Source organism: Streptomyces sp. NPDC030296, from assembly GCF_055572815.1.
In genome coordinates, this window is sequence record NZ_JBVICQ010000004.1 from 39,436 (window position 1) to 53,146 (window position 13,711).

General features: G+C 72.5%; 7 protein-coding genes. 3 read left to right on the forward strand and 4 right to left on the reverse strand.

Going from position 1 to position 13,711, the window contains the following annotated elements; translation table 11 throughout:
• The first annotated feature begins 307 nt into the window (after positions 1-307).
• The 3 genes from hutH to ACZ4Z3_RS12165 all read left to right on the forward strand — a co-directional run bounded on the left by hutH (position 308) and on the right by ACZ4Z3_RS12165 (position 10,037).
• Positions 308-1,858 carry a histidine ammonia-lyase gene (hutH, locus tag ACZ4Z3_RS12155; RefSeq protein WP_468501415.1) on the forward strand — a complete coding sequence of 517 codons (1,551 nt, stop codon included), beginning with the start codon at positions 308-310 and terminating at the stop codon, positions 1,856-1,858.
• Positions 1,855-9,120, forward strand: coding sequence for an SDR family NAD(P)-dependent oxidoreductase (locus ACZ4Z3_RS12160; RefSeq protein ID WP_468500882.1), 7,266 nt, complete (start codon positions 1,855-1,857; stop codon positions 9,118-9,120). Before hutH ends, ACZ4Z3_RS12160 begins: the two co-directional genes overlap by 4 nt.
• A 107-nt stretch (positions 9,121-9,227) precedes the next feature.
• Entirely contained in the window at positions 9,228-10,037 is an 810-nt protein-coding gene (locus ACZ4Z3_RS12165; protein ID WP_468500883.1) for an SDR family oxidoreductase, read from the forward strand.
• A gap of 785 nt (positions 10,038-10,822) precedes the next feature.
• On the opposite strand, the gene ACZ4Z3_RS12170 is transcribed toward ACZ4Z3_RS12165, so the two are convergent.
• The 4 genes from ACZ4Z3_RS12170 to ACZ4Z3_RS12185 form a co-directional block, all read right to left on the reverse strand.
• On the reverse strand, positions 10,823-11,605 hold the full coding sequence (locus ACZ4Z3_RS12170) for a hypothetical protein (protein ID WP_468500884.1): 783 nt from the start codon (positions 11,603-11,605) through the stop codon (positions 10,823-10,825).
• A 46-nt stretch (positions 11,606-11,651) separates the two neighbouring features.
• Positions 11,652-12,191 carry a hypothetical protein gene (locus ACZ4Z3_RS12175; protein ID WP_468500885.1) on the reverse strand — a complete coding sequence of 180 codons (540 nt, stop codon included), beginning with the start codon at positions 12,189-12,191 and terminating at the stop codon, positions 11,652-11,654.
• 396 nt (positions 12,192-12,587) lie between these two features.
• A complete protein-coding gene (locus ACZ4Z3_RS12180) occupies positions 12,588-12,944 on the reverse strand; it encodes a VOC family protein (RefSeq protein WP_468500886.1) in 357 nt (118 codons plus the stop codon).
• A gap of 132 nt (positions 12,945-13,076) precedes the next feature.
• Positions 13,077-13,445, reverse strand: coding sequence for a hypothetical protein (locus tag ACZ4Z3_RS12185; protein WP_468500887.1), 369 nt, complete (start codon positions 13,443-13,445; stop codon positions 13,077-13,079).
• Positions 13,446-13,711 lie beyond the last annotated feature (266 nt).

Below are 13,711 nucleotides of genomic sequence, written 5' to 3' on the forward strand. Positions count from 1 at the left end.
CGGATGACCGCGAAGTTACAAGCTCATTTACTGGTGGCGGTTCCCATGCCTCACGTCGGCGCAGGTCCGTGCTTCTGTCACCCCCGACGCGCTGCCGTCCCACCCTCCCGGCGCGGGTTCGCAGACGCTCCTTCGTCAGTCCACAGCGCATCCGCCTGCCCGCCCTGCGGGCGAGCCCGGTGCCCCGACCAGTTGGATAGGAAGAGACGCGATGAACAAACAGCTCGCACGGGGTTCCGCCCGACCCGGGGTCGCCGTCGTGACCGACGTGGTCGTCGTCGACGCCGAACGCGGCGGCCCGACGAGCATGCCGCGTCAGACCGTGACGGTCGGGGCCGGACCGCTCTCCTTCACCCACGTCGCCGCCGTCGCCAGGGACGGCGCGACGGTCCGTCTCGGCGACGACGCCTTCTCGGCGCTGGAGAAGGGCCGGGCCGTGGTGGAGGACCTCGCTTCGGCGTCGAAACCGTCGTACGGGATCTCCACCGGATTCGGCGCGCTGGCGACCCAGCACATCCAGCCGGAGCTGCGGACCCGGCTCCAGCGGTCCCTGGTCCGCTCCCACGCCGTCGGCTCCGGGGCCGAGGTCGAACGGGAGGTCGTGCGCGCCATGATGCTGCTGCGGCTCTCCACGCTCGCGACCGGACACACCGGCGTGCGCGCCGAGACCGCGGCGCGGCTCGCCGCCATGCTGTCGGCCGGGATCACCCCGGTGGTCCGCGAGTACGGCTCCCTCGGCTGCTCCGGTGACCTGGCGCCGCTCGCCCACTGCGCGCTGGCGCTGATGGGGGAGGGCGAGGTGCGCGACGCGTCGGGCACCCTCATGCCCGCCGCCGAAGCGCTCGCCGCCGCCGGCCTCGACCCGGCCGAGCTGCACGAGAAGGAGGGCCTCGCCCTCATCAACGGCACCGACGGCATGCTGGCCCAACTCGTCCTCGCGATCACCGATCTGCGGCGGCTGCTCAAGACCCTCGACGTCGCCGCCGCCATGTCCGTGGAAGCGCTGCTCGGGACCGACAAGGCGTTCGCGCCCGAGATCCAGGCCCTGCGCCCCCACCCCGGCCAGGCCGCCTCCGCGGCCAACCTGGTCGCGATCCTGGCCGGTTCGGATGTGGTCGCCTCCCACAACGGGCCGCACTGCACCCGCGTGCAGGACGCCTACTCCCTGCGCTGCTCGCCCCAGGTGCACGGGGCCGCCCGCGACACCGTCGAACACGCCGCCACGGTGGCCGGGCGCGAGCTGGCCGCGGCCGTCGACAACCCGGCCGTGCTCCACAGCGACGGACGCGTGGCGTCGAACGGCAACTTCCACGGCGCACCCGTCGCCTACGCACTCGACTTCCTGGCCATCGCGACCGCCGACGTCGCCTCGATCAGCGAACGCCGTACCGACCGGTTCCTGGACAGCGCCCGCAACCACGGCCTGCCGGCGTTCCTCGCCGACGACCCCGGCGTGGACAGCGGCTACATGATCGTCCAGTACACCCAGGCCGCGATCGTCGCCGAGCTCAAGCGCCTGGCCGCACCCGCGTCGGTCGACTCCATACCGACCAGCGCCATGGCGGAGGACCACGTGTCCATGGGCTGGGGTGCCGCCCGCAAACTGCGGCGTGCCGTCGACGGCCTCACCCGCGTCGTCGCCATCGAGATCCTCACCGCCGCCCGCGCGCTCGACCTGCGCGCCCCGCTCACACCCGCGGCCGCCACCGGTGCGGTCGTGGCGCTGCTGAGGTCCTCCGGCGCGGGCGGTCCCGGTCCGGACCGGTATCTGGCGCCCGAGGTCGACCGCGCCGTCGAACTCGTCGCCTCGGGCGCGGTTCTCGACGCCGTCGAGTCCGTGTTGGGAGCGCTCTCATGACCGCCTCGCGAGAAAGGGCGGACATGTCCGCGACCGACCACGCCGACCTGATCCGCCCGCTGCCCGAGCTGCTGCGCGCCCACGCGGCACTGCGCGGCACCAAGGTCGCCTACTCCGACGTACGGCGGGAGGTGACCTACACGGAGCTGGAACGGCGCACCGCCCGGCTCGGAGGCCACCTGGTCGCCCTCGGCCTGCCCCGGGGCGCCCGGGTGGCGATCCTGCTGGGCAACCGCGTGGAGATGGTGGAGAGCTACCTGGCCGTCAACCGCGCCGGCGGCGTCGGCGTGCCGGTCAACCCGCACTCCTCCGACGCGGAACTGCTGCACGTGCTCACCGACAGCGACGCCCAGGTGGTGATCACCGACCCCGCGCATGCCGAGCAGGTGCGTGCGCTGCTGCCGTCCGGACCGCGCCACCTCGTCGTGGCCGGCGACGCCCCGGACACGCTGTCGTACGAGGACCTGGCCACCCGCGAGCCGGACGTCCCGGCCCGCGACGACCTCGGCGTGGACGAGCCGGCGTTCCTGCTGTACACCTCGGGCACCACAGGCCGCCCCAAGGGCGTGCTGTCCACCCAGCGCGCCGCGCTGTGGAACGTCGCCAACTGCTATGTCCCGATGGTCGAACTGTCCCCGGCGGACACGCTGCTGTTTCCGCTGCCGCTGTTCCACACCCTCGGCCACCACCTGTGCGTGGTCGGCGTGACCGCGGTCGGCGCCTCGGCGCACCTGATGCCGGGACTCTCCGCCGCCGAGGTCCTCGACGAACTGCGCTCCCGGCCCTACACCTTCCTGGTCGGCGTCCCGACGATCTACCACAACCTCGTCCAGGCCGCCGGCGCGGAAGGACTCACGCTGCCCGCGCTGCGGGTGTGCTTCATCGCGGGCGCGGTCAGCACACCCGCGCTCGCCGACGCGTTCGAGGCCGCCTTCGGGGTCCGGCTCAGCGACAGCTACGGCAGTACCGAGACGAGCGGGACGATGACGGCCACGCGGCCGGACGGCGAGCGGGTGCCCGGCTCGTGCGGTCAGCCGGTGCCCGGCCTCGACCTGCGCGTGGTGGACCCGGACACCGGCGCCGAGGTGCCCGTCGGCGAGGAGGGCGAGATCTGGGTCAGCGGCCCGAACGTGATGCTGGGCTACCACAACCGGCCGGAGGCCACCGCGGAGGTCCTGCGCGACGGCTGGTACCGCACCGGTGACCTGGCCCGCCGCAACGACGCCGGCTACCTCTGGATCACCGGCCGGCGCGACGACGTCATCATCCGGGGCGGGGAGAACGTCCACCCCACCGAGATCGAGGCCGTGCTGACCCGGGTGCCCGGCATCCGGGACGTGGCGGTGACGGCAGCGGCGGACGAGGAGTTCGGCCAGGTCCCGGTGGCGCTGGTGGTCCCCGAAGGCGACGGCCTCGACTGCGCGGAGCTGTTCGCGCGGTGCCGCAGGGACCTCGCCTACTTCAAGGTGCCGGTGGAGGTCCGGGCCGTGGCCGCGGTGCCGAGGACGGCCACGGGCAAGATCGCGCGCAAGGCGCTCACCGAACTGCCCGGCCGGCTGCTCGCGGTCGCCGGCCCTCACCCCGGCCTGCACCTCATGGGCGCCGACGGTCAACCGAACCCGGTTCCGGGTACCGCGGCACCCACCGGAGTGGGCCCGCTCGCCGGTCGTGACGTGGTCCTGGCAGGAGACGCCGGGGACCTCGCGGACTTGATAGCCCGTCACCTCGTGGCCGGTCACGGGGCCCGGCTCGGTGACCCGGCCGGCTCGGAGCCAGGTGCCACCGTCACGGTCACCGGTACGACCGTGACGCTCGCCGTCGCAGGGGCCGCCCCCACCACGCTGGTGCTGGCCGAGGGGCTCACCGACCACCGCGTCCGCAACGCCGTGGACGTCGCGCTGACCAGGCCGGGCAGCACCCTGGTCGCGTCCGCACGGTCGGAGCCCGCCACCCCGTCGGACCGGCTGCCGGCCAGGGCGGACCTGACCGGGGTCACCGGCAGCGACCTCACCAGAACGCTCGTCGACCTCGTCGCGCGCGAGGTCGGCGAGGTCATGGGCGGCATCGACGGCATCGAGCCGGACCGGGCCCTTCGCGACTACGGGCTCACCTCGGCGGACGCGGTCCGGCTGCGGGACCGGATCGCCGCCGCCGCGGGGCTGCGTCTGCCCACGACACTCGCTTTCGAGTACCCGTCAGTGCGGGCGATCGCCGGGTACCTGCAAGCCGAGCTCACCGGTTCCCGTGAGCTCACCGGCCCGTCCGAGCCGCAGGCCGCGAGCGCCGACGACGACCCCATCGTGCTGGTGGGCATGGCCTGCCGCTATCCCGGCGGGGTCGCCTCCCCCGACGAACTGTGGCGGCTGGTCGCCGACGGCGTCGACGCCACCTCAGAGTTCCCCGACGACCGGGGCTGGGACCTCGACCGGCTGTTCGACCCCGAACCTGGCCGCAGGGGCACCTCCCGCACCCGGCGGGGCGGATTCCTCCGCGACATGGCCGACTTCGACCCCGAGTTCTTCGGGATCTCGCCGCGCGAGGCGCTGGCGATGGACCCGCAGCACCGGCTGCTGCTGGAGACCTCCTGGGAAGCGCTGGAGCACGCAGGCATCGACCCGACCTCCCTGCGCGGCGCGCGGGCCGGGGTGTACGCCGGGCTGATCTACCACGACTACGTCATCGATCCCGACCGGGTGCCCGCCGAGTCGGAGGGCTACCTCGGCACCGGCACGGTCGGCGCCGCCGCCTCCGGGCGGATCTCCTACGTGCTGGGGCTGCACGGTCCCGCGCTCACCGTCGACACCGCATGCTCCTCGTCCCTGGTGGCCATTCACCTCGCGGCGCAGTCGATCCGCCGGGGCGAGTGCGAACTCGCCCTGGCCGGCGGGGTGGCCGTCATGGCGACGCCGCAGACGTTCGTCGAGTACAGCAGGCAGGGCGCGCTGTCCGTGGACGGCCGGGCCAAGGCGTTCGCCGCCACGGCGGACGGCACCGGCTGGGCGGAGGGCGTCGGGATGGTCGTACTGGAACGGCTGTCCGCCGCCCGTCGCGCCGGGCACCAGGTGCTGGCCGTGCTGCGGGGCTCCGCGGTGAACCAGGACGGCGCGTCCAACGGTCTGACGGCGCCCAGCGGCACGGCACAGCAGCAGGTGATCCGGCTCGCCCTCGAGGACGCCGGTCTGACCCCGTCCGACGTGGACGCGGTCGAGGCCCACGGCACCGGCACCCGGCTCGGCGACCCGATCGAGGCCGGCGCGCTGCTGGCCGCCTACGGGCAGGGGCGCGAGAACCCGCTGTGGCTCGGCTCGCTGAAATCCAACATCGGGCACACCCAGGCCGCCGCCGGGGTCGGCGGCGTGATCAAGATGGTCCAGGCCCTGCGGCACCGCACCCTGCCGAAGACCCTGCACGTGGACGAGCCGTCGCCGCACGTCGACTGGGCGTCGGGAGACGTCCGGCTGCTCACCGAGAGCATGCCGTGGCCGGAGCTGAACCGGCCGCCGCGCGCGGCCGTCTCCTCGTTCGGGGTCAGCGGCACCAACGCCCACCTGATCCTGGAGGCGCCGCCGGAGGAATCCGCACCGACGCCCGCCACCGCATCGCACGTCGTCGCCTGGACGCTGTCCGGCAAGACCCCCGAGCGGCTGCGGGACTGGGCCGCCCGGCTGCTCCCGGTCGCCCAGCAGGAGGCGCCGGCGGACCTCGCGCACGCCCTGGCGGCCACCCGCGGTCACTTCGCCCACCGTGCCGTCGTGGTCGGCGGCGACCGCGACGAACTGCTCGCCGGGCTGCGGGCCGTCGCCGAGGGGAAGCCCGCGCAGAACGTCGTCGCGGGAGTGTCCGACGTGGACGGAAAGGTGGCGTTCGTCTTCCCCGGGCAGGGCACGCAGTGGGTGGGCATGGCCGCCCAGCTGATGAACGAACCCGTGTTCGCCGAATCGATCCACGCCTGCGAACGCGCCCTCAAACCCCACGTGGACTGGTCGCTCACCGAGCTGCTGGCCGGTGACGAGCCGCTGGAACGGGTGGATCGCATCCACCCCGCGCTGTTCTCGGTGATGGTGTCGCTGGCCGCCCTGTGGCGCTCCCGCGGTGTCGAACCCGACGTGGTGCTCGGCCACTCCATGGGCGAGGTGGCCGCCGCGTACGTCGCGGGCGCGCTGTCGCTGGAGGAGGCCGCCCGCGTCGTCGTGGTGCGCAGCCAGGTCATCGCGGAACTCGCCCCCGGCGCCGGCATGGCGTCGGTGTCCGCGTCGCGCGCGCAGCTGGAGTGGCTGCTGGAGCGCTGGCCGGACCGGCTCTGGATCTCCGCGCTCAACGGGCCGTCGTCCAGCGTGGTCTCCGGTGACGACCTGGCGATCAGAGGACTGCTCACCGAGTGCGCGCTGGACGGTCTGCACGCCCGCCGCATCCGCGTCGACGTCGCCTCGCACTGCCCGATGATGGAGCCGCTGCGCGAGGAGCTGATGGCCCGCCTCAAAGAGGTGCGCACCGGCGCGCCTTCGGTGCCGATGTACTCCACCGTGGACCTGGACTGGGTCGGCGCCTCCACGCTGACCGGCGAGTACTGGTTCCGCAACCTTCGGCAGCCGGTGCTGTTCCAGCCGGCCGTCGAGCACCTCGTCGAGCAGGGGTTCCGCGTCTTCGTGGAGCCCAGCCCGCATCCGGTGCTGACGTCCGGGATCGAACAGACACTGCAGGAGAGCGGCGGGACCGGCGTCGTGACCGGAACCCTGCGCCGCAACGAAGGCGGTCCCGCACGGTTCCTGATGTCCGCCGCGGAACTGTACACGCGCGGCACACACGGGGTGCGCCTCACCGCCGGCACCGGGCGGCCGATCCCCCTGCCGACCACCCCGTTCCGGCGGCGGCGGTTCTGGTTCACGACCACCGCCACGCGCACGGCGGGGACCGGCCACCCGCTCCTCGGCACGCCGGTCGAGTCCGCCCGCAGCGGCGAACTCGTGGCCGGCAGCCGCGTCTCGCCGGCCGACCAGCCGTGGCTGGCCGACCACGCGGTGAACGGCACCTGCATCCTGCCCGGCACCGCGCTGCTGGACCTCGCGTTGCGCGCCGCGCACGCCGGCGGCGGCACCGGACTCGCCGAACTGGTCATCGAGGCACCCCTGGCCCTGTCCCGGCAGGGCACGACGGAGCTCCAGGTCGTGGCGGACCCGGCCCGGCGCACGGTGGAGGTGTTCAGCAGGCCCGAGCAGCCGGGCAGCCCGTGGCGGCGGCACGCCCAGGGCACGATCGACGACACCTCCGACGAGCCGTCCGCCGGAGCGTTGCCTCCGGCCGACGCCGAGGAGATCGCCGTCGACTACGCGTCGCTGGCCGGGCGCGGCAACGAGTACGGTCCGGCGTTCCGGGCCTTGCGCAGGCTGTGGCGGCGCGACGGGCAACTCTTCGCCGAACTGCGGCTGCCCGAGGAGGCCCCCGGCAGGTTCGCCGGTCCCGGACTGCACGCCGTGCTCGGCGATGCCGCCCTGCACGCCCTCGCCCTGACCCAGCCGGTCCCGGACGGCCACATAGCGCTGCCGTTCGTGTGGCGCGACGTGTGGGCCGGCGACCGTCACGCCGGCCACGCCCACGCCCATCTGGTGCCCGCCGGCCAGGACGAGTTCACCGTGACCCTCACCGATGCCGAGGGCGAACCGCTGTTCCGCGGAACGCTCGGCACCCGCACGGTGGCCCTGCGCGAGCTGACGGGAGCACTGCCGACGGACTCGGTGTTCCGGACGCGGTGGAGTGACCTCTCCGGCACGGGGGCATCCGCACCGAAGTGGGCCCTGCTGGGCACCGACCACCTTGGGGTCACCGCCGACCTCGTGGACCTCGCCGACGCCGACGCCGTCCTGTGCACCCCGGCGCCCGGCGACGTCCGCGAGGCGACGCTGGACGCACTGTCCCACGTCCAGCACTGGCTGGCGGCCGATCACCCGGCCGACGTCCCCCTCGTCGTGCTGACCCGCAGCGACGACCTGGCGCACGCGGCGGCCCGCGGCCTGGTGCGGTCGGCGCAGTCCGAACACCCCGGACGCCTCCTCCAGATCGAGACGGACGACGACCCCCGCTCCTCGGCACGGCTCGCCGACGCGTTGGCCTCCGGACGGCCGCACGTGCGGATCAGCGCGGGACGGCTCCAGACACCGGAACTGCAGCGGGTCACCCCGGGGCGCGCCGCCCGGCCGGACCTCAGCGGCGGCACCGTGCTGATCACCGGCGGCACCGGCACGCTCGGCTCGCTGCTGGCACGGCACCTGGTGACCGAGTACGGCGTCCGCAGTCTCCTGCTCACCAGCCGCAGGGGCGCGCAGGGCGCCGCGCCACTCATCGCGGAGCTGACCGGACTGGGCGCCGAGGTCGCCGTCGCCGCCTGTGACGTCGCCGACCTCGACAGTCTCGCCGCCGCCCTCGACCTGGTGCCCGACGCGCACCCCCTGGTCGCCGTCGTGCACGCGGCCGGGGTGCTCGCGGACGGGGTGGTGACCGGGATGACCCCCGACCAGGTGGAGCAGGTGCTGCGCCCCAAGCTCGACGGCACGCTGAACCTGCACGAGCTGACGAAGGGCACCGACCTGGCCGCCTTCGTCCTGTTCTCCTCGCTGGCCGGTGTGCTCGGCAGCCCGGGACAGGGCAACTACGCCGCCGCGAACGCGTTCCTGGACGCCTTCGCCGAACGACGCAGAGCCGACGGGCTGCCCACGCAGTCGCAGGCGTGGGGCCTGTGGGAGGAGGCGTCCGGCATGACCACCGTGCTGCGCGAGCGCGACCGGGACGGCACCCTCCCGGACTCCACCGTGCCCATGCCCACCACGTTCGCCCTGGCCCTCTTCGACGAGGCGCTGCGGCAGGACGACGCCGCACTCGCCCTCGCCCGGTTCGACGTCGCCAAGCTGCGCACCCGCGGGGCACCCCCGCTGCTGCGCGGCCTCGTGCCCGCCGGAGCGGCCCCCTCCGCACCAGCCGTACACCTGCGCGACCTGCCCCCCGCCGAGCGGGCCGAACGACTGCTCGCCGAAGTGCGCGCGGCCGCCGCCGAACTCCTCGGTCACCAGGACGCCGAGGCCGTTCCCCCGGACCGGAGTCTGCACGACGTCGGTCTGGACTCGCTGACCGCGGTCGAACTGCGTAACCGGCTGAGCGCCCTGACCGGTCTACGGCTGCCCGCCAGGCTGGTGTTCGACCACCCCGCGCCGCAGGCCCTGGCCGATCACCTCCACCAGGTGCTGGCCACCCCGGCGGAGCCGGGCGCCTGAAGGCAGGCGTGACGGGTGCGGTCCCCGGGCGCGGGGCCGCACCCGTCACCCCACCGACCTGCGGGTGATGCCCCGCCAAAGCCCAGAAGCTCTCCACGGAGGTTGTGATGTCTCAAGACACGATGGACCTGAGCGGCCTGCGGGTCCTGGTGACCGGGGCGGCCGGGGGCCTCGGCCGGGCCCTCGCCGAGGCCCTGCACGCGGCGGGCGCGCACCTCGTGCTCACCACGCGGACCGCCGACTCGACTCCCGGCGCCGCCGCCGGGCTCGACGGTGGCCCCGAGGTCGTCACAGCCGTCGCCGACGTCACCAACGACGCCGAACTGACCGCGGCCGTCAAGCTGGCCACCGAACGGCTCGGCGGCATCGACGTCCTGGTCAACAACGCAGGTGTGGCCGGACCGGTCGGACCGGCCTGGGAGAACTCCCCGGCCGAGTGGCGGCACACCCTGGAGGTCAACCTGGAGGGCCCACTGGCTGCCTGCCGGGCGGTGCTGCCCGGCATGATCGAGCGTGGCCACGGGCGGGTCGTCACGATCTCCAGCCACGCGGGGCACACCCGCTGGCCGTACGTCAGCGCCTACTCCGTCTCCAAGGCGGCGGTCAACAAGCTCACCGAGAACCTTGCCATCGAACTGCTGCCGCACGGGATCACTGCGTTCAGCTACCACCCGGGGATGGTGACGGTCGGCCTCGGAGCACCCGCACCCGACACCCTGGACAGTGACAACCTCTGGGAGCGCCGCCTCTCGTCCTGGTTCGAAGCACAGCGCGAGGCCGGCCGCTACGTCCCGCTCGACGAGGCCATCGCCAACCTGCTGCGCCTGATCCGAGGCGACGCCGACCCACTCACCGGCCGCTACCTGACCTACGAGGACGACATCCCGGCCCTCGCCGCAGCCACAGGAAACGCCTGACGCCGTGCCGGGCGGCTGCCCCTCGCCCCAGCCGCCCACCGCACCCCGCAGGGGAGCGGAGTGGTCCCTCCCCCAGTGGTTGCTCAGAGCCAATCACGCCGCTTGAAGATGACGTACAACCGACACAAACCGCAGCCATGAGGGCGATGGCAAAGGGGTTGGCGGAACCAGCGTCCGCGGCGCCGCGTGGGCGGCCGGCCCCGGCCTCGCAGGTGTCATCGCGTGGTGGGTGCGCACCTCGTAGCCGTCCACAGGGCTCGGGTGCGGGCTCCCGTCCCGGCCCGCGCCCGTGCCACCAGCCCCTTCGAGACACGGCCGCTGTCAGGGCTTGCGGCTCCTGGGGTCCGCACGCCGACGGGGTCGTCGTCACGGCCGACGACATCCTGGCCGGATGAGGAAGAGTCCTCGAGGAGAGCTCGCAGAAGTAGGTCGTGGTGGAAGACGTACACGGGGCCGACTTGGCGCAGGACACCGCGGCATGCTGCGTCGTCGAGGAAGTCCACCACCGGCCAGGGCAGCCGGCCGGTCAGAGCGAAGTACGGTCGCGTCACGAGGCAGAACCTGCCGTAGGCGGTCGACAGCACGGTGGTTGCGCCAGTCGCAGCGGGGCGGCGAAAGCGACAACCGCCAGTGTCCACTGCGTCCACTGCGCGGAATGGAAGACTGTCACGGCAACGGCGCCGAGGCCGAGTGCGGTCGAGGTGAGCGCGATGGCCGAGTTCAGCAGACCGAAGAACAAAGAGGCACCCCGTCTTCAGCACCGGCTCGCTGCGTTCCGCCTCACGCTACCGCTGTGCGACGGGGACGCCGAAAGGATGGATGACGTTGCCGTCCGCGTAGGGAATTCCAGGGCGGCGTCGGCGGGGCGGGGTTTCCTTGAGGGCCTGGCCGTCGGTGAACAACTCGTCCAGGTGGAAGGCCAGGGCGTGCAGGGGGCCGCTTGTGCCGTCGGCGGGGTCGGGCCAGACCAGCGGCAGGCGCACCCGCCAGACGCGGGCCCGGTAGGACATGAGCAGGTCGGCCGTGTCGTAGGCGGGAGAGGTCTCGCAGCCCAGGAGTACGGGCAGGTCGCCCTGGGCGCCGGCGAAGCGGCACGTCTGTTTCAGGGACCAGGCGAGGTGCACGTGCGCGGGTGCGGCGGCGGGCGGCGGGCACGCGGCGTCATACCAGTCACCGGCGGGTGGAGCGGGCGGGGCGGGCGGGGCGGGCCGGGCAGGCGGGGTGAAGTCGGCGCGGCGTTCGCTGATGTCGAGCAGGCGCAGGCGCCGCCCCTCAGGGCCTGCCGCGTGCACCTTGTCGGCGCTCTCGGCTGTGAAGGCGATGGCCTGGATTTCCTCGAGTGTGGCGGTGACCGGCTGCTTGCGGCCCTCCTCAAGGCGCCGGTAGGGGAGCAGGGCCGTGCGCAGCCCCGCCAAGTCTTCGGCGGTACGGGGGGCGGGGGCGAGTTCGCCGGGCGCGTACCCGCCGCTGCTGTCTTCGAAGTCGACGAGGACTTCGTCATGAGCGGTGATCATGACGACCTGGCCCACGAGGTCGCCTGGGGTGTCGGTGGGGACGGTGGAAACCACCCAGTCCCCTTCCTGCCACGGATTCACCCCTCGCCCCCTTGCCTGGTCAGCCCTTCTTGCAGCCCTTCCAGCCTACGTGCCCCTTGACCCAATAGGCGGTCCAGATGCCCGTCAGGCCGTAGTTCTTGCCGTCGAGCTTGAGGTCACGTCCCATCGTGACCACGCACATGGTGCGCTTCTTCTTCCCGCGCCCGTACTTGTAGGTATGGGTGGTGGACACCTTGTTGACGTGGCCCTTGCTGCCCTTGGCGAAGTTGTTGATGGCCTTGTCCCACAGGCGCATCGCGTAGCCGTTGTAGGGGTGGTTGGCCTTGTTGCCGGTGGAGCCGCCACGCTTGATGTGCTCAAGCCCGTACTTGCGGTTGCCCACGCGTATCAGGGTGTCCTCGAAGTCCCCGAGGTACCAGCGGTAGACCTTCGCCGATCCCGGCCCGCTGCGGGTGTTCTTGGTACATGCGTCGTCGAAGCCGCAGTTCCACGACTTGGGCTTGGCCTTGTGGATGGATGCGTTGGCGGGGGCCGCGGTGAGCAGGACGGCCGCCGCCGCGGTGGTTGCCGTGGCTGTGGTGATGAGACGTTTTCTCATGGGGCGCACGGTACGGAAGGCGAATGGGGGTGTGAATTGTCCTTCAGGGCATACGCAATTGGGCGCCGGTGGTGCGACCGGTGCACCAGGTGAGCGTAACCATCAGCACCCCGTGGTTTGGTGCCCTTCTTGTGATGGTCGGGTCGGCTCTACGCCTCGCCGGTGGCGAGGACTCTGCCCACGTCATGACGGATGGCCGGGCGGCGGTTTCGAAACCGGCAGCCGGCCAGACCCGGAACGAGACCGGTTCGTTGTGTGACACCTGCACGTAAGGGGGCCACCTCGAACGCCTCACGCCAACGCGCGGGATCTATGCTGTGGCCTGCGGCCAACGTCGCTTCGTGAGTCCACACAACTCACGATGATCAACGGTGGCCGCACCTGCGGTGTCGCCTGTCAGTCCCGGACGAGACAGAACGGGTGTCCTGCCGGATCCGCGAAGATACGCCAGCTCCGCCCGCCATCACCCTCATCAAGCAGCGTGGCGCCCAGCTTGAGGACGTCTTCCTGAGCGTGCCCCAGGTCCTTGACCCCCAGGTCGAGGTGGAACTGCTGGGGCCGAGCAGGGTCGGGCCACCGTGGTGGCTGATGGTCTTCCACCCGCTGGAAGGCCAGCACCAACCCACCGCCGGTGTGGAGCGTCGCCCAGCCGTCGCCGAGCGACCACCGCGGATCCGGCTGGTTCACCACGCCGCCGAGAAGCGACTGGTAGAACCGGGACAGCTCAACAACATCGGCACAGTCCAGCACCACACACTGCAGCTTGGCGAGCTTGCAGGGCAGCGTAGAGCACCACCGCACATCAGGCTCGGACGAGCCTGATCACGATCTACAGCTGGAGTAGTAAGGGGTCCTTTCAGAATGCTGGATTCTTTGGGGCGAGGGTCAGGCGAGCTGGAGGAAGGCGTCGTGCATGTCGTCGCGCGCTTCCCAGCGGATCCGCAGTCGGCGGGGGCCGTGGAGCCAGGCGATGGCCGACTCGGCAACCCATCGAACTCGCCCCAGGCCGGAGCCGTGCGGCTCGCCGCGCAGGGTGATCTCGGGTGTGATGCCGCGCTCGCGCAGTCGGCGGCGGTAGATGTCGTGGTCGTAGCCGCGGTCGGCGTATGACGTGCGGGGCTTGCGCCGGGGCCGGCCCCGCTTGCCGCGTCCGGCGGCAGCCCGTCGACTAGGGGCAGGAGCTGGGTGACGTCCTTGCGTTGACCGCCGGTCAGGGACACGCGCAACGGGGGTGCCGCAGGCGTTAGTCAGCATGTGGCGCTTCGAGCCCGGCCGTGCACAGTCAACCGGGCTCGGACCGACTTTTGGGCTGCCCTCGCCCCCTCTTGGCCTGCACGTGCGAGACGTTGATCGTGGCACGGGAGAAGTCGAGGCGGTCCGCTGCCCGAAGCCGGTCCAGCAGCACCCGCTGGAGTTCCTCCCATACTCCGGCCCGCTGCCACTCGGCCAGACGCCGCCAGCAGGTGGGACCCGAACCGAACCCGGTCCGCACGAACCGCTACTCGGTCCCCATCCGGCTG

Bases quoted from the DNA above. Each gene is read 5' to 3' on its own strand.
- hutH (WP_468501415.1), top strand. From the start codon at position 308: ATGCCGCGTCAGACCGTGACGGTCGGGGCCGGACCGCTCTCCTTCACC.
- ACZ4Z3_RS12160 (WP_468500882.1), top strand. From the start codon at position 1,855: ATGACCGCCTCGCGAGAAAGGGCGGACATGTCCGCGACCGACCACGCC.
- ACZ4Z3_RS12165 (WP_468500883.1), top strand. From the start codon at position 9,228: ATGTCTCAAGACACGATGGACCTGAGCGGCCTGCGGGTCCTGGTGACC.
- ACZ4Z3_RS12175 (WP_468500885.1), bottom strand. From the start codon at position 12,191: ATGAGAAAACGTCTCATCACCACAGCCACGGCAACCACCGCGGCGGCG.
- ACZ4Z3_RS12185 (WP_468500887.1), bottom strand. From the start codon at position 13,445: ATGCTGACTAACGCCTGCGGCACCCCCGTTGCGCGTGTCCCTGACCGG.